Annotated in this window: 16 protein-coding genes; 4 read left to right on the top strand and 12 right to left on the bottom strand. The window is 65.4% G+C overall.

All coding sequences use genetic code 11. The annotated features are described in order from the left end of the window. Positions 1-88 precede the first annotated feature (88 nt). Together SA190iCDA_RS12095 and SA190iCDA_RS12090 are read right to left on the bottom strand one after the other, a co-directional pair. Complete coding sequence (locus SA190iCDA_RS12095; protein WP_070888188.1) at positions 89-487, bottom strand: ester cyclase; 399 nt, start codon at positions 485-487, stop codon at positions 89-91. Between the two features lie 176 nt (positions 488-663). Next, positions 664-1,437: a spermidine synthase gene (locus SA190iCDA_RS12090; protein WP_139159576.1), complete on the bottom strand. Its 774-nt coding sequence runs from the start codon at positions 1,435-1,437 to the stop codon at positions 664-666. A gap of 172 nt (positions 1,438-1,609) precedes the next feature. Here SA190iCDA_RS12090 and SA190iCDA_RS12085 point away from each other — a divergent pair, with 172 nt between their 5' ends. The 3 genes from SA190iCDA_RS12085 (at position 1,610) to SA190iCDA_RS12075 (ending at position 4,041) form a co-directional block, all read left to right on the top strand. Then, a complete protein-coding gene (locus tag SA190iCDA_RS12085; protein WP_070888187.1) occupies positions 1,610-2,956 on the top strand; it encodes a class II 3-deoxy-7-phosphoheptulonate synthase in 1,347 nt (448 codons plus the stop codon). A gap of 104 nt (positions 2,957-3,060) precedes the next feature. Next, positions 3,061-3,228, top strand: a complete 168-nt coding sequence (locus SA190iCDA_RS12080; RefSeq protein ID WP_070888186.1) for a DUF2897 family protein — start codon at positions 3,061-3,063, stop codon at positions 3,226-3,228. 57 nt (positions 3,229-3,285) lie between these two features. Next, entirely contained in the window at positions 3,286-4,041 is a 756-nt protein-coding gene (locus tag SA190iCDA_RS12075; RefSeq protein WP_070888185.1) for a CPBP family intramembrane glutamic endopeptidase, read from the top strand. A 9-nt stretch (positions 4,042-4,050) separates the two neighbouring features. On the opposite strand, the gene SA190iCDA_RS12070 is transcribed toward SA190iCDA_RS12075, so the two are convergent. From SA190iCDA_RS12070 to SA190iCDA_RS12035, 8 genes are all read right to left on the bottom strand, one after another. Then, positions 4,051-4,572, bottom strand: coding sequence for a hypothetical protein (locus SA190iCDA_RS12070; protein WP_139159575.1), 522 nt, complete (start codon positions 4,570-4,572; stop codon positions 4,051-4,053). 109 nt (positions 4,573-4,681) lie between these two features. After that, positions 4,682-5,248 (bottom strand): hypothetical protein, encoded by a 567-nt coding sequence (locus SA190iCDA_RS12065; protein ID WP_070888184.1) that lies wholly within the window; start codon positions 5,246-5,248, stop codon positions 4,682-4,684. Further along, positions 5,245-5,832, bottom strand: coding sequence for an RNA polymerase sigma factor (locus SA190iCDA_RS12060; protein ID WP_070888183.1), 588 nt, complete (start codon positions 5,830-5,832; stop codon positions 5,245-5,247). Before SA190iCDA_RS12060 ends, SA190iCDA_RS12065 begins: the two co-directional genes overlap by 4 nt. Positions 5,833-5,834: 2 nt before the next feature. Continuing rightward, entirely contained in the window at positions 5,835-7,493 is a 1,659-nt protein-coding gene (locus SA190iCDA_RS12055; protein WP_070888182.1) for a vWA domain-containing protein, read from the bottom strand. 83 nt (positions 7,494-7,576) lie between these two features. After that, on the bottom strand, positions 7,577-9,007 hold the full coding sequence (locus SA190iCDA_RS12050) for a PLP-dependent aminotransferase family protein (protein ID WP_070888181.1): 1,431 nt from the start codon (positions 9,005-9,007) through the stop codon (positions 7,577-7,579). Positions 9,008-9,156: 149 nt separating this feature from the next. Continuing rightward, a complete protein-coding gene (locus tag SA190iCDA_RS12045; protein ID WP_070888180.1) occupies positions 9,157-9,966 on the bottom strand; it encodes an OmpA family protein in 810 nt (269 codons plus the stop codon). Beyond that, positions 9,963-10,235 carry a DUF4398 domain-containing protein gene (locus SA190iCDA_RS12040; RefSeq protein ID WP_419203931.1) on the bottom strand — a complete coding sequence of 91 codons (273 nt, stop codon included), beginning with the start codon at positions 10,233-10,235 and terminating at the stop codon, positions 9,963-9,965. The genes SA190iCDA_RS12045 and SA190iCDA_RS12040 overlap by 4 nt, the downstream gene beginning before the upstream one ends. A 90-nt stretch (positions 10,236-10,325) precedes the next feature. Then, a complete protein-coding gene (locus tag SA190iCDA_RS12035; protein WP_070888178.1) occupies positions 10,326-11,156 on the bottom strand; it encodes a transporter substrate-binding domain-containing protein in 831 nt (276 codons plus the stop codon). A gap of 98 nt (positions 11,157-11,254) precedes the next feature. On the opposite strand from SA190iCDA_RS12035, the gene SA190iCDA_RS12030 reads away from it, so the two are divergent. Next, positions 11,255-12,223, top strand: a complete 969-nt coding sequence (locus SA190iCDA_RS12030) for an alpha/beta fold hydrolase (RefSeq protein ID WP_070888177.1) — start codon at positions 11,255-11,257, stop codon at positions 12,221-12,223. 59 nt (positions 12,224-12,282) lie between these two features. On the opposite strand, the gene SA190iCDA_RS12025 is transcribed toward SA190iCDA_RS12030, so the two are convergent. After that, a complete protein-coding gene (locus SA190iCDA_RS12025) occupies positions 12,283-13,212 on the bottom strand; it encodes an electron transfer flavoprotein subunit alpha/FixB family protein (protein ID WP_070888176.1) in 930 nt (309 codons plus the stop codon). Beyond that, entirely contained in the window at positions 13,212-13,961 is a 750-nt protein-coding gene (locus SA190iCDA_RS12020; protein WP_070888175.1) for an electron transfer flavoprotein subunit beta/FixA family protein, read from the bottom strand. Before SA190iCDA_RS12020 ends, SA190iCDA_RS12025 begins: the two co-directional genes overlap by 1 nt. Positions 13,962-14,038: the final 77 nt, after the last annotated feature.

Raw genomic sequence — 14,038 nt, 5'->3', positions numbered from 1 at the left:
GTGTGCGCTTTTTCACACAATAGGCGCACGGCAGGTAGCGGCCGGCTCGCGACAGTATGCCGCAGCCGCCCCGATATTGATCGAACGGTCAGGCTCTGCTGGTGAGCTGCGCTTCGATCGCCGCCTTGTCGACGACCGACCAGACTTCTGCGACCTTGGCGTCACGAAAGGCATAGAACACGTTCTCGCTGAAGGCCACCTTGCGGCCATTGACGGGCACATCGAGAAAACGGCCTTTCGGGGTGCAGTGAAAATCCAGGCGGCAGGCGATCATCGATTCCTCGCAGGTCAACAGGCGGATGTTGAACTGCAGATCGGGTATTTCCTGGTAGTCACGCTCGAGCATCGCGCGGTAGCCATCGAGCCCCAGGCGCCGCCCGTTATGCACCACATCGTGGTGAACGAACTGTCCGAGGTTCGCCCAGTCCTGCCGGTTGAGGCAGTCGATATAGGCGCGATACAGGGTGGGAAGATCTTGATCGCTCATGACAGGGCTCCGTGGCAATGGGCTTGAGGGCTTCGCAGGCTCAGGCAGGCGCGCCGAACATCCGAGATGCTAAAGGGACAGCGCCGTCGCCGGTTGATTCCGAGGAGCCTGCTCACCGCTCCAGCGAATGCCCCCCTTGCCAGGCCCCGCGACCATGGATGCAGCGGGAGCAGACCCTAGCTCGCCATCCGTATGGCGTCGATCAGCGGCTGTAGCGAATAGCCGAGCTGCGCCTGCAGCGCCTGGGCGCGCCGGCTCACCGCCTCGCGGTCGAACTGCTGGTCCAGCTCGGCCGGCACCAGCACCACCACGTTGCCCTCCACCACCGGGCATTCCCAGTAGTGGCGGTGATAGAGGCCGCGCAGCAGCGCGGCGCCCAATGGCTTGCCGTCGTCGCCGGCCCACTGGTTGATGATCAGCCAGCCGCCGGGGTTGAGCTTGGCCCGGCAGTCATCGAGAAAACGCCAGGCCAGGTGGCCGACGCCGGGGCCGGTGTCGGTATACAGGTCGACGAAGATCAGGTCCGCGGTTTCCGCGCTGGGCAGCAGCTGCATGGCATCGCCGATGCGCACCGTCAGCCGGTGATCGTCTTCCAGCCCCAGGTACTGCATGGCCAGGCGCGGCACGTCGGGGCGCAGTTCGATGGTCTCGACATCGTCGAGGGGCAGAAAGCGCAGGCAGGCCTGGGTCAGGGTGCCGGCGCCCAGCCCCAGGAACAGCGCGCTTTCCGGCGCCTCATGGCACAGCGCACCGACGAACATGGCGCGGGTGTAGTCGTACTCCAGCCAGCTCGGGTCGGCGGTGAACACGCAGCTCTGCTCGATCGACTCACCGAACTCGAGAAACCGGTACTCGCCGACCTCGATCACACGGATCACCCCGAAGGCATCGTGCACCTCGGCCAGCACCACTTCGTCCTTCATCTCCTCCACCGGAGGCAAGCCAGGCATGCGCAGATTCTCCACCGTCGCGTTCCCCGGCTCAGGCCGGGCTAGAACGCGATTGTCGGCGATGGGGCGCGCTCAGGTCACGTGCTAAATGCCATCGGTTTTTGCCGGGCGCCATGCTCGGCGCCGGTCAGCGATCGGTTACCATGCCCCATCGCCCACAAGAGAAGCCGCCATGAGTCAGCCCTGGAGCCCCGACAGCTGGAGAAGCCGCCCCATCCAGCAACAACCTCAATACCCGGACGCCGCCAGGCTCGCCCAGGTCGAGCAGACCCTGGCGAGCTTCCCGCCCCTGGTATTCGCCGGCGAGGCGCGCGAGTTGCGCAAGCAGTTCGCCGAGGTCACCCAGGGCCGCGCCTTCCTGCTGCAGGGCGGCGACTGCGCCGAGAGTTTCGCCGAATTCAGCGCCGCGAAGATCCGCGACACCTTCAAGGTGCTGCTGCAGATGGCCATCGTCATGACCTTCGCGGCCGGCTGCCCGGTGGTGAAGGTCGGGCGCATGGCCGGTCAGTTCGCCAAGCCGCGCTCGGCCAATGACGAAACCATCGACGGGGTCACCCTGCCCGCCTACCGTGGCGATATCGTCAACGGCATCGGCTTCGATGCGGCCAGCCGCGCGCCGGACCCGCAGCGCCTGCTGCAGGCCTATCACCAGTCCACCGCCTCGCTGAACCTGTTGCGCGCCTTTGCCCAGGGCGGTTTCGCCGACCTGCACCAGGTGCACGGTTGGAACCTGGACTTCATCGCCAACTCGGCCCTGGCCCAGAAATACCACCAACTGGCCGACCGCATCGACGAGACCCTGGCCTTCATGCGCGCCTGCGGCATGGACAGCGCGGCCCAGGTGCGCGAGACCAGTTTCTTCACCGCCCACGAAGCCCTGCTGCTCAATTACGAGGAAGCCTTCGTGCGCCGCGACAGCCTGACCGGCGACTTCTACGACTGCTCGGCGCACATGCTGTGGATCGGCGACCGCACCCGCCAGGTGGACGGCGCCCATGTCGAATTCCTGCGCGGCGTCGGCAACCCGATCGGCGTCAAGGTCGGCCCGAGCATGACCGACGAGGACCTGGTCCGCCTGATCGACATCCTCAACCCGGACAACGACCCGGGCCGCCTCAACCTGATCGTGCGCATGGGTGCCGACAAGGTCGAGGCCGGCCTGCCGAGGCTGATCCGCACCGTGCAGCGCGAAGGCCGCCAGGTGCTGTGGAGCAGTGACCCGATGCACGGCAACACCATCAAGGCGTCGAGCGGCTACAAGACCCGGGATTTCGCGCAGATCCTCGCCGAGGTACGGCAGTTCTTCGCCGTGCACCACGCCGAGGGCAGCTATGCCGGCGGCATCCATATCGAGATGACCGGCCAGGACGTGACCGAATGCATCGGCGGCGCCAAACCGATCACCGAGGCCGGCCTGTCGGACCGTTATCACACCCATTGCGACCCGCGGATGAACGCCGACCAGTCCCTGGAACTGGCGTTCATGATCGCCGAGACGCTCAAGCAGGTGCGCCGCTGAACCGCGCGTTAACCTGAACCAAGGGCAGCGACGGGCGGTCTTCAGCACAGGGCCTCGATACCTCGATCGACGCGAGGCCCATCACTCGATAGAAGGAGTCGCACATGCCCTGGTATGCCTGGTTGATCCTGATTCTGGCGATCGGCTCCATCGTCGGTGGCCTGCTGATGCTGCGAGACAGTGCCAGGAAGCTGCCGCTCAGCGACGAGCAACTAAAGCGCATCCACGAACGGGAAATCGAGCAGAACGCCAAGGACGCGCAAGATCGCTGATCACGCCTGCACAAGCTGACGTCGCCCGGTAAACTGCGCCGCCACCCAGGAGGCGCGATGCCCTTTTTCCCCCGCCTGTTACTGCCCTGCTGCCCGCTATTGGCGGGTGTGCTCATGGGTCATATCCAGCCCATCGGCCTGCTGTGGGCCCTGCTGTTCATTGCTCTGGTGCTACTGCCCACGCGCCTGCCCCAGGAGCTGTGGAGCGCGCTGGTGATAATCGCCAGCGTTCTGCTGGCAGCCCATCTGTTGCAGGGATTCGCACCCTGGGTCATCACGCAGCCACAGCGCATCAGCGCGGACGCCGCGCCTTACCTGCTGAGGCTGTCATGGGACAAGTTGCTGGTGGGCTGCACCCTACTCGCCTGGTGGCTGGGCTTGCCACCGAGGCCAAGGCCACGGCCCGCTTTCGTGGTGCCGATATTCATCGTCACCCTACTGGCGGTTCCGGGCCTTGCGCTGCTGCTGGGCGTGGTCGCCTGGCAACCGAAGTGGCCGGAGCTGCTCGGTGCCTGGCTGGCGGTCAACCTGGTCGTCGCGGTACTGGCCGAAGAATTGCTGTTTCGCGGTTTGCTGCAGGCGCGCCTGGTGAGCTGGTTAGGAATGTGGCCAGGAATACTGGTGACGGCGCTGCTGTTCGGCGCCGTGCATATCCCCTTCAGCCCGAGCTTTGCAATGGTGGCCGCGGTAGCGGGGTTGGGTTATGGCCTGGTCATGCAGGTCAGCGGCCGGTTGAGCCTGGCCATCGCCCTGCACGGGCTAGTCAATCTGGCGCATTTCACCTTGCTGAGCTACCCGCTGCGTATCGTCTAGGCAAACCAGCTAGCGGCGAAACTCGAACTGCAGTTCGGCGCCTTCGACGGCATTCCAGTATTCGGAGCCCAGTTCGCCAGTCAGCAGCTTGCCGCTGACCTGGAAGGGGTTGAGCGCGGATTTACGCTCTTCGAAGAACGACGGCAGGATCGGCGGCGCACCATCGGCCGCGGCCTTGTCTTCGGCGTCCAGCGCAGCAGCCAGCTCGGGTGGCAGGCTGAGATCCAGCTTGGTCTTGGGCGGCGTCTGGGCGACCTTCTGCGCAGCCTTAGCGGGCTTGGCACGCTGGGCGGCCTTTTTCGGCTCGGCAGGCGCCGGTTTCCGAGCGGCCTGGGGCTGCGGTTCGGCGGCCTGAGGCTGTACGGCCGGCGCGGCTGGCGGCTCAGGCGGCGCGACCGGCTGGGCCGGCTTGGCGGGCTCGACGGCCACTGCCGGCTCACTGTCCTTGCGCGGCACGTCCTTGCCCTGCTCATCGGCGCCACAGGCACTGAGCAGCACGGCAAGACACAGCGGCAACAACAGATAGCGCATCGACATTCCCCCATCGGTTCGTGTAACGATAATCCTGCATTCTAAAACGACTGGACGATAACGCCAGCCAGTCTGCCGAATGGCAGTGCCACCCGTCGCCCTGGCACCATCATTCCCTGGATAGACGGCGTAGCTCGGCTTCCACATCCAGGGTCGGCTGCTCCGCCTGCAGGCGGTCGATGCGCTGCTGCGCCTGCTCTGCTTCACCCCGCTCACGCTGGTCGGCAATATCGCGCAGTGCGGCCAGCACTTGCGCGGGTGGCGGCGCCGCCTTTGCCGCCATGCGGGCCATGACCCGGGGCGCTTCACTCATCTCGGCCATGGGTGCCGGGCTGGCAGGGGCCTGCAAGGCCATGGGTGCCTGCCGCTGCATCGCGGCAGCCGGCGCATCGTAGCGAGCCGGCGGCTGTTCCAGCGTCTGCAGGCTCAGCCCGAGCCCCACGCCCAGCAGCGCCAGGCAACCAAAGGCTGCTGACCAGCGTCCGTGCGCCGAGGCACCACCGAGTGCGCGACGCAGCCGTGCCCAGAAGCCCTCCGGCGGGCGCCGCCTGGCCGCGGCCGCTTCGCCAGCTGCCGCCAGGATCCGCGCGTCCAACGCTGGCCCTGGCCGCTCGCCGCTGTGCTCACGGACGTGACGCAGCAAGCGCTCATCGTGTTCGTGCCGGTGATCGTTCATGGTGCTACCTCTTCGGCCGTGCTGAGCAGGCGGCGCATTTTCTGCAGCGCATAACGCAGGCGGCTTTTTACCGTTTCTGCCGGCGTGCGAGTCAGCTCGGCAATCTCGTGCAACTCCAGATCGCCGTGGGCACGCAACAGGAATACCTCGCGCTGCTCGGCCGGCAAATCGGCAAGCGCCGCCTGGATGCGCGCCCGATCCTGGCTGAGGCTGAGCTGGCGCTCGGGATCCGGCTCGGCCATGGCCTGGTCATGCAGTTGCTCGTCGAACGCTTCTTCGCGCTGCTGACGCTTGCCATGCTTGCGCCAGTGGTCGATCAGGCGATTGCGCGCTATCTGGTACAGCCAGGTCTTGAACAGCACCGCGGCTTCTCGCTGCAACGACTCGCTGCGAATCAGGCTCATCCAGGTCTCCTGGAACACCTCCTCGGCGACCGCCTGATCGCTGCACAAGCCCATGAGGAAGCGGAACAGCCCCAGGCGATGGCGCTCATAGAGTTGCGTGAAGGCTGCAGCGTCGCCGGCCCGGTAGCGCCGCAACAGGTCGGCGTCGCCGGGCTCGGCGCTGGGAGGTTGGACAGTCACACTCACTCGGCTCCAGAGGTGCGGGAGTCGGCAGTTTGCAGGCTTTGCGCCAGTTCCACCAGTTGCACGAACTCGTTGCGCAGACCGAACGGATCATCGCCCCGGCTGCCCCGTGCCAGCGCCGCGGTGGCCGCCCAGTCGAAATGGCCGGTGTACGGGCCACCGCTCAGTTGCTGGGCGAACGCGGCGACGGCGGCGGCGAAACGCAGGTCCTCGCTGGCCTTGGTGATTGGCGCGATGGACGCCGGTGCTTCGACGGCAGTCTCCAGCAGACGACTGTGGTTCTGCTCCGGCGTCTTGTAACGGATGCGCAGCCAGGCCAGCTCGCTGTCGCCCGCAGGTGGTTGCGCCACTTGCCGATAGCGCAGCGGCTCCAGCCAACCCGGGTTGCCGACCGGCACGATTTCGTACAGCGCGGTCACGCTGTGCCCGGCGCCGATATCCCCCGCATCGATCTTGTCGTTGCTGAAGTCTTCGCGTTTCAGGGCGCGATTCTCGTAGCCGAGCAGGCGATATTCGCTGACCTGGGCCGGGTTGAACTCCACCTGGACCTTCACGTCCCGCGCCACCGTGGCCAGGGTCGAACTGAGCTGCTCGACCAGCACCTTGCGCGCTTCACGCAGGTTGTCGATATAGGCGTAGTTGCCGTCACCGGCGTCGGCCAGCTGCTCCATCAGCTGCTCGTTGTAGTTGCCGGTACCGAAGCCCAGGGTGGTCAGCGAGATACTGCTCTTGCGCTTGTCGGCAGCCAGCGCCTTGAGGCTCTCGAAGTCACTGACGCCGACATTGAAGTCGCCATCGGTGGCCAGCAGGATGCGATTGATGCCGCCCTCGATATAGCCCTTCTGCGCCTGCCGATAGGCCAGCTGAATGCCCGACTCGCCTGCCGTCGAGCCGCCCGCACGCAGCTGTTCGATAGCCGCGCGGATCTGCGCTTTCTGCGAACCCGCGGTGGGTTCCAGCACCACGCTGGAATCACCGGCGTAAACCACCAGCGACACGCGGTCCTCGGCCCGCAATTGATCGACCAGCAGCTTCAGGGTGCTCTGCACCAGGGGCAGCCCATCGGGGCGATCCATGGAGCCGGACACGTCGACGAGAAACACCAGGTTGGCGGCCGGCAATTGCTCGACCTGCCTGTCCGACGCCTTGATGGCGATGCGCAGCAGGCGGCTCTGCGGGTTCCAGGGCGTGACGGCCAGCTCGGCGCCGACCCCGAACGGCGCGCTGCTTGTGGGCAAGGGATAGGCATAGGGGAAGTAATTGACCAGCTCCTCCAGACGCACGGCCTCGGCGGGCGGCAAGCGCCCTTCGCTCAGGAAGCGGCGCACGTTGGCGTAGCTGCCGGTGTCGACGTCGATACTGAAGGTCGACACCGGCGCCTCGGCAACCGACTGTACCGGGTTGGCAGCCAGGCGCTGGTATCGCTCACGGCTGGCTTCGGCCGGCGGCCTATACGCGTACTCGCGCGCCGCCGGCGCGGCCATGCGCGTCATCATCGGCGCCGGGACGATAGCAGGCCCGACAGGAGGCGATTCGGTGGTTGGTGCCGGCTTGGCTGCCGAGTCGTTCGAGGGATTGTGCCCGGCACTGCAGGCGGCGAGTGACAGCACGATGCTGCCGGCAATGCTGTACGACACGAATGGGGAACGGCTGCCCATGATGTTTCTCCTGGATCGAAAGAGCGTTCTGATCCAGTAGACGCAGGCAGCCGCTGATTCGGGTTAACCCGACACGAGCCGCCTCAACTCGCCTCCTGACACAATTGGGTGGCCAGCATGCCCAGGGTCATCAGCGCGCGCTCCGCCTCGCGGTTCCACGGAATGCCGCAGTTGATGCGCACGCAGTGGTTGAACTGCTCGGTGTTGCTGAAGATCAGCCCCGGGGCGATGCTGATGCCCTGCTGCAGCGCGCTGATGTGCAGGTCCTTGGTATTGACCCGCGCCGGCAGGCTGACCCAGAGGATGAAGCCCCCGTTGGGCCGGGTGATCTGCGTGCCTTCGGGGAAATACTGCTGGATCGCCAGCTGGAAGGCGCTGAGATTCTTGCGGTACTCCTGGCGGATATGCCGCAGATGGCGGTCATAGCCGCCGTTCTCCAGGTACGCGGCAACGGCCATCTGGGTGACGCTGCACGCCGAATGGGTGGTGAACATCTGCAGGCGCTGCACCTCGTCCTGGTACTTGCCGGCGATGATCCAGCCGATGCGCACACCGGGCGACAGGGTTTTCGAGAAACTCGAGCAATACACCACGCGCCCTTCCAGATCGCCGGCCTTGAGCGCCTTGGTACGGCCCTGCTCGAACATCAACTCGCCGTAGATATCGTCCTCGACGATCTGGATGTCGAAATCGCTGGCCAGGCGCAGCAGCTGCTTCTGCCGGGCCTCGGGGATAGTGCCGCCCAGGGGGTTGCTCAGGCGCGCGGTCAGCACCAGCGCCTTGATCGGCCACTGGCTGGCCGCCAGCTGCAATGCCTCCACGCTGATCCCGGTGGTCGGGTCGCTGGGGATCTCGATGACCTTGAGGCCCAGCAGATCGGCCAGTTGCAGCAGGCCGTAGTAGGTCGGCGACTCGGTGGCGATCAGGTCGCCCGGCCGCGTAAGCACCCGCAGGCTCATCTGCAGGGCATCGACGCAACCGTGGGTGATCACCACTTCGCAAGGGTCGACCAGCACACCGGCATCGCGCATGCGAATCGCCACCTGGCGGCGCAGCGGCTCGAATCCCGGGCTGAACATGTAGCTGAACGCCCGCGGGCTCTGGAAACGGGTGACCTTGGCGAGCTGCTGGTGCAGCGCACGCACCGGCAGGTAGTCGACATGAGGCACCGCGGCGCCGAGTGGGAAAACACCTTCACGACGTGCTTCGCCGAGCACCTGGTTGATGATGCTGCTGCGCGTCACCAGGCCAGGCCGCTCGACCCGGGCGATATCCGGCGTGTCGGCGGTCAGCGCCGGCGTCTGGTGCACGTAGAAGCCGGACTGCGGCCGCGCGCGGATCAGGCCGAGATCCTCCAGGTTGGCATAGGCCTGCAGCACCGTGGCATGGCTGACGCTGAGCTGCGCGCTCATCTTGCGTACCGAGGGCACCCGCTCGCCGGGCTGATAGACGCCGCGGCGGATGTCATCCGCCAGCTGTTGAGCGATACGCTGATAAAGCAACAGATTGGTCATGGCCGTTTCTTCCCGATACTGAACCATAACAGTAGCCCATCAAAATGTTTCTGTACCGGTACAGCCTTGAAATATCTGGACGATACACCCACTTCACAGGCAATAAAAAACCCCGCACTGTTCCAGCGCGGGGTTTCGATGCAACCGGCTCAGCGCGTGGCGCCCAGGCGCCCCTGTTCGTCGGAGAACAGGATCTCCACCCGCCTGTTCTGCGCCCGTCCCTTGGCCGAGGCGTTTTCCGCCACCGGGAAGCTCTCGCCGAAACCCTGCACTTCGATACGCTTGGCATCGATGCCCAGGTCGATCAGCGCATCGGCGACGGTTTGTGCCCGCGCTCGGGACAACGCCAGGTTCTCTTCACGCTTGCCGCTGCTGTCGCTGTAGCCTTCGATGCGCACGGTGCGCCGCGGGTTGAGCTGGAGAAACTGCACCAGCTTGAGCACGGTGCGGTTGGCACTGGCCTTGAGGCGCGCTTCGCCGGCATCGAACAGCACGTCACCCAGGGTCATCACCAGGCCGCGATCGGTTTGTGCCGTGGCCAGGTTGACGATCTGCTCTTCCAGCCAGGCGTTTTGCTCCTGCACACTGACCAGCTTGGCCTCGCGCAGCGCCAGTTGCAGGCGCTGCCGTTCCAGTTCCAGGCGCGCCGCTCGCTCCTGATCCAGGGCAAGCTTGGCATGCTCCCGGGCGATCTCGCTGTAGCGCTGGCTCAGGTAGGCGTAGTGGGCGACGTCGTCGGCGCTGCCCCAGTAGCCGGCAAGCCGCTCGGCCCGGCCCAGGGACTCGCCGGCGCGAATCACGTCCTTGGGTGCGCTGCGCAGCACCTGCGGGTCTTCCTTCACGGCCTGAAAGCTGGCACGGGCCGCGTCCAGATCGGCCGTATGCTCATCACCGAGGCCGGCACAACCGCCCATGGCCAGGCTCATCAGCGCCAGGGCGCCAACACGTAGCGGGCTCATGGCATGGCTCCCAGCTGATCACGCAAACGCCCGATACGGCGGTTGAGTTCGGTCAACTGCGCCTGGCTGCGCAGCGTCAGCACCCGGGCCTCGGCCAGGCGCGCATCCAGCTCGGCCTGTTCGGCCTGCACCCGCGCCGTGCGGTAGGCGCCGGCTGTCATGGCGGCCTGGGCGTGGGCGAGTTTTTCTTCGGCCTGGCTCAACTCGGCAAGGGTATCGCCGGCAGCCACGGTACGCGCCTGCTCGACCACCTGTTCGGTCAGACGCATCTGCTCGGTCGGCGCGGGATCGCTGGCACAGCCCTGGAGCAACAGCAGCGCCAGGGCGGCGCCTGTATATCGATAGATCACGGGTATGTCCTACTGATTCGGAACACTGGCAGCCGGTGCGGGCTGTTGCTCCTTCCAGCGCTGCAAATTGCGCTGCAGAAGGGTTTGCGGCATGCCGGCGGCGGTGAATTCTGTCATTTTTTTGGCCAGCTGTCCGCGCAGCCAGGCGTCATTGCACGCCGAGTTGTGCGACAGCGCCAGATGCAGCCCTTCGCTGGACACCGGCGGGTCGAGCACCTGCAGGTCGTCCTGCAGGCCCAGGGTCGAGGCCAGCGCCTGCCCCGGATAGCGCTCATAGAGCACGTAATCGGTACGCTCGAGCAACAGTTTCTGGAAGGCCTGGCTCAGGCTGGAAACGCCTTCCAGGGTCAGGTTGTCGCGTGCATAGGCATCGAAGGCCTGACCGAAGCTGTTGTGGACCAGGGTATCGCCGGTACGCCCCTGCAGGTCAGACCAGCTGGCGTATGGGAATTCCTGGCCCTTGCGCACCCACACCACGCTCGGCGTGGACAGAAAGGCCGGGTGCACGAAGTCCATGGTCTCCAGGCGCGGCAAGGTGAGAAAGGCGCCGGCCAGCATGTCGACGCGCCCGGTGCGTACCTCCTCCTGGGCCCGCGACCAGGGCCCGGCATAGATCACCTCGATGCCGACGCCAAGGTCCTCGGCCACTGCCTTGAGCAGATCGACGGTCGCGCCGATCAGCTTTTCCGGATTCTGCGGGTCACGCCACAGGTATGGCGGATACTCGGGGTTGCCCGTGGCCACCAGCCGCTCGCACTTACCGGCGGCCTGGGCGCCGCCAGCCAGCAACATGGCGGCACTCACCCATAGCCCAGCCCAGCCAAAACCTCGCTTACCCATTGGCACACTCTCGATTCCGATGCAGCCGGCCATCCACCGGCCGGGGATTCATGACATGCTAGCTCATACGATCTCGATAATCAGCGATAAGACGGCGCATGAAGAAATTGATCCCCGCCCTACTCGTTCTCCTGGCCATTGCTACCGGCACCATTCTGTACCTGTCGCCAGCGGCGCAGTTGAAGGTCTACCAGGGCGTCGAGCAGTGGCGCGCGGGGCTGCAGGAGCGCAGCGCCAGCGCGGGCGACCTCAAGGTCAGCTACTACGAAGGCGGCCCCCAGGGCGCCGAGACCGTGCTGCTGGTGCATGGCTTTGGCGCCGACAAGAGCACCTGGCTGTGGTTCGCCCGGGCGCTGACCGAGCGCTATCACGTGGTTGCCGTGGACCTGCCCGGCTTCGGCGCCAGCGACCGGCCCCAGGGCAGCTATGACGTCGGCACCCAGACCGAGCGACTGGCGGCGTTCGTCGATGCCCTGGGCATCCGCCACCTGCACCTGGCCGGCCATTCCATGGGCGGCCATATCGCCGCGCTGTATGCGGCCCGCTACCCCGCACGGGTGACCAGCCTGGCACTGATCGCCAATGCCGGGGTCACTGCGCCGAGACGCAGCGCGTTTTTCCAGCACCTCGAAGAACAGGGCGACAATCCGTTGCTGGTGGAAAGCGCACCGCAATTCGACGAGTTGCTCGACTGGCTGTTCGTCGCACCGCCGCAACTGCCCGAACGACTGCACCAGTACCTGGCGCAGCGCGCCGTCGCCGACAGCGCCCATCAGCGACAGGTATTCGAACACCTGCACGACCGCTATCTGCCTCTGGAACCCGAGCTGCCGAGAATCGACGCGCCCACCCTGCTGCTCTGGGGCGACCAGGATCGCATCCTCGACGTTTCCAGCATCGAGACCATGCAGCCGCTGCTCAAGGATCCCAGCGTGGTGATCATCAAGGGCTGCGGTCACGCGCCGATTCTCGAACGCCCGGAGGAAAGCGCCGCCGATTACCTGAAATTCATCGACCAGGCGAGCCAGCAGGCGGCCGAGGCCAGCAAAGCGGCAGTAGCACCGTAGTGATCTGGCGCAAAAAAACCCGCTCGATGAGCGGGTTTTTGCGTTGCGGTAAAAGCGGATCAGACCAGCTTTTCCAGCTCCGGTACGGCTTCGAACAGATCAGCCACCAGGCCATAATCGGCGACCTGGAAGATCGGCGCTTCTTCGTCCTTGTTGATCGCCACGATCACCTTGGAGTCCTTCATGCCCGCCAGGTGCTGGATCGCGCCGGAGATACCGACCGCGATGTACAGCTGCGGCGCGACGATCTTGCCGGTCTGGCCGACCTGCATGTCGTTCGGCACGAAGCCGGCATCCACGGCGGCACGGGAAGCGCCCACTGCGGCGCCGAGCTTGTCGGCCAGGGTGTACAGGTGCTTGAAGTTGTCGCCGTTCTGCATGCCGCGACCACCGGAAACGACGATCTTGGCGGCGGTCAGCTCCGGACGGTCGGACTTGGCCAGCTCTTCACCGACGAACGCCGATTTGCCGGCGTCGCCGCCTGCCGAGAGGTTTTCGATGGCCGCAGAGCCGCCTTCGGCCGCCACGGCGTCGAAGCCGGTGGCGCGCACGGTGATCACTTTCACGGCAGCCGAGGACTGCACGGTGGCGATGGCGTTACCGGCATAGATCGGGCGCTTGAAGGTGTCCGGGCTTTCCACGGATACGATTTCGGAGATCTGGTCGACGTCCAGCTGGGCAGCGACGCGCGGCAGGATGTTCTTGCCGTTGCTGGTGGCAGCGGCCAGCACGTGGCTGTAGCTATTACCTAGCTCGGCAACCAGTGGCGCGACGTTTTCCGGCAACTGGTGAGCGAACGCGGCGTTGTCGGCGACCAGCACCTTGGCCACGCCGGCGATCTTGGCAGCGGCTTCGGCAACGGCGCCGACGCCCTGGCCGGCGACCAGCACGTGGATGTCGCCACCGATCTTCTGGGCAGCGGCAACGGTGTTCAGGGTGGCAGGTGCCAGCACGGAATTGGTGTTTTCAGCGATTACCAGGATAGTCATCAGATCACCTTCGCTTCGGTTTTCAGTTTCTCGACCAGTTCGGCGACCGACTTGACCTTGATACCGGCGCCACGTGCCGCAGGCGCCTCGACCTTGATGGTCTTGACGGTGGACGCGGTGGAAACCCCCAGCGCGTCGGGGGTCAGGGTTTCCAGCGGCTTCTTCTTGGCCTTCATGATGTTCGGCAGCGATGCATAGCGCGGCTCGTTCAGGCGCAGGTCGGTGGTGACGATGGCCGGCAGGTTCAGGGCAACGGTCTGCAGACCGCCGTCGATCTCACGGGTCACGTTGGCCTTGTCGCCATTGACTTCCACCTTGGAGGCGAAGGTGCCCTGGGCGTAGCCGGTCAGGGCGGCGAGCATCTGGCCGGTCTGGTTGTTGTCGCTGTCGATGGCCTGCTTGCCGAGAATGACCAGCTGCGGCTGCTCCTTGTCGACCACGGCCTTGAGCAGCTTGGCGACGGCCAGGGAGTTCAGCTCGTCGGCGGACTCGACCAGAATGGCACGATCAGCACCCAGCGCCAGGGCGGTACGCAGTTGCTCCTGAGCCTGGGTCGGGCCGATGGAAACCACCACGATCTCGCTGGCCACGCCCTTCTCTTTCAGGCGCACGGCTTCTTCAACGGCGATTTCACAGAAAGGGTTCATCGACATCTTGACGTTGGCAAGATCGACGCCACTGTTGTCCGGTTTGACGCGAACCTTGACGTTGTAATCGACCACTCGTTTGACAGCTACAAGAACCTTCATGGATTCCTCGTTACTCTCCGGTGAATAGGAATGTCGCCAGAAGCGAGCATGCGGGTGATGCAGACAAGCAGGACGCG

This window comes from Pseudomonas argentinensis (assembly GCF_001839655.2).
Classification (GTDB): domain Bacteria; phylum Pseudomonadota; class Gammaproteobacteria; order Pseudomonadales; family Pseudomonadaceae; genus Aquipseudomonas; species Aquipseudomonas argentinensis_B.
The sequence above is the reverse complement of the archived record's forward strand: the minus strand, read 5'-3'. Positions and strand labels throughout refer to the sequence as shown.

Bases quoted from the DNA above. Each gene is read 5' to 3' on its own strand.
- SA190iCDA_RS12095 (WP_070888188.1), bottom strand. From the start codon at position 487: ATGAGCGATCAAGATCTTCCCACCCTGTATCGCGCCTATATCGACTGC.
- SA190iCDA_RS12085 (WP_070888187.1), top strand. From the start codon at position 1,610: ATGAGTCAGCCCTGGAGCCCCGACAGCTGGAGAAGCCGCCCCATCCAG.
- SA190iCDA_RS12025 (WP_070888176.1), bottom strand. From the start codon at position 13,212: ATGACTATCCTGGTAATCGCTGAAAACACCAATTCCGTGCTGGCACCT.
- SA190iCDA_RS12020 (WP_070888175.1), bottom strand. From the start codon at position 13,961: ATGAAGGTTCTTGTAGCTGTCAAACGAGTGGTCGATTACAACGTCAAG.
- SA190iCDA_RS12050 (WP_070888181.1), bottom strand. From the start codon at position 9,007: ATGACCAATCTGTTGCTTTATCAGCGTATCGCTCAACAGCTGGCGGAT.
- SA190iCDA_RS12065 (WP_070888184.1), bottom strand. From the start codon at position 5,248: ATGAACGATCACCGGCACGAACACGATGAGCGCTTGCTGCGTCACGTC.
- SA190iCDA_RS12035 (WP_070888178.1), bottom strand. From the start codon at position 11,156: ATGGGTAAGCGAGGTTTTGGCTGGGCTGGGCTATGGGTGAGTGCCGCC.
- SA190iCDA_RS12045 (WP_070888180.1), bottom strand. From the start codon at position 9,966: ATGAGCCCGCTACGTGTTGGCGCCCTGGCGCTGATGAGCCTGGCCATG.
- SA190iCDA_RS12070 (WP_139159575.1), bottom strand. From the start codon at position 4,572: ATGCGCTATCTGTTGTTGCCGCTGTGTCTTGCCGTGCTGCTCAGTGCC.
- SA190iCDA_RS12040 (WP_419203931.1), bottom strand. From the start codon at position 10,235: ATGCGTCTGACCGAACAGGTGGTCGAGCAGGCGCGTACCGTGGCTGCC.
- SA190iCDA_RS12030 (WP_070888177.1), top strand. From the start codon at position 11,255: ATGAAGAAATTGATCCCCGCCCTACTCGTTCTCCTGGCCATTGCTACC.
- SA190iCDA_RS12075 (WP_070888185.1), top strand. From the start codon at position 3,286: ATGCCCTTTTTCCCCCGCCTGTTACTGCCCTGCTGCCCGCTATTGGCG.
- SA190iCDA_RS12090 (WP_139159576.1), bottom strand. From the start codon at position 1,437: ATGCCTGGCTTGCCTCCGGTGGAGGAGATGAAGGACGAAGTGGTGCTG.
- SA190iCDA_RS12080 (WP_070888186.1), top strand. From the start codon at position 3,061: ATGCCCTGGTATGCCTGGTTGATCCTGATTCTGGCGATCGGCTCCATC.
- SA190iCDA_RS12055 (WP_070888182.1), bottom strand. From the start codon at position 7,493: ATGGGCAGCCGTTCCCCATTCGTGTCGTACAGCATTGCCGGCAGCATC.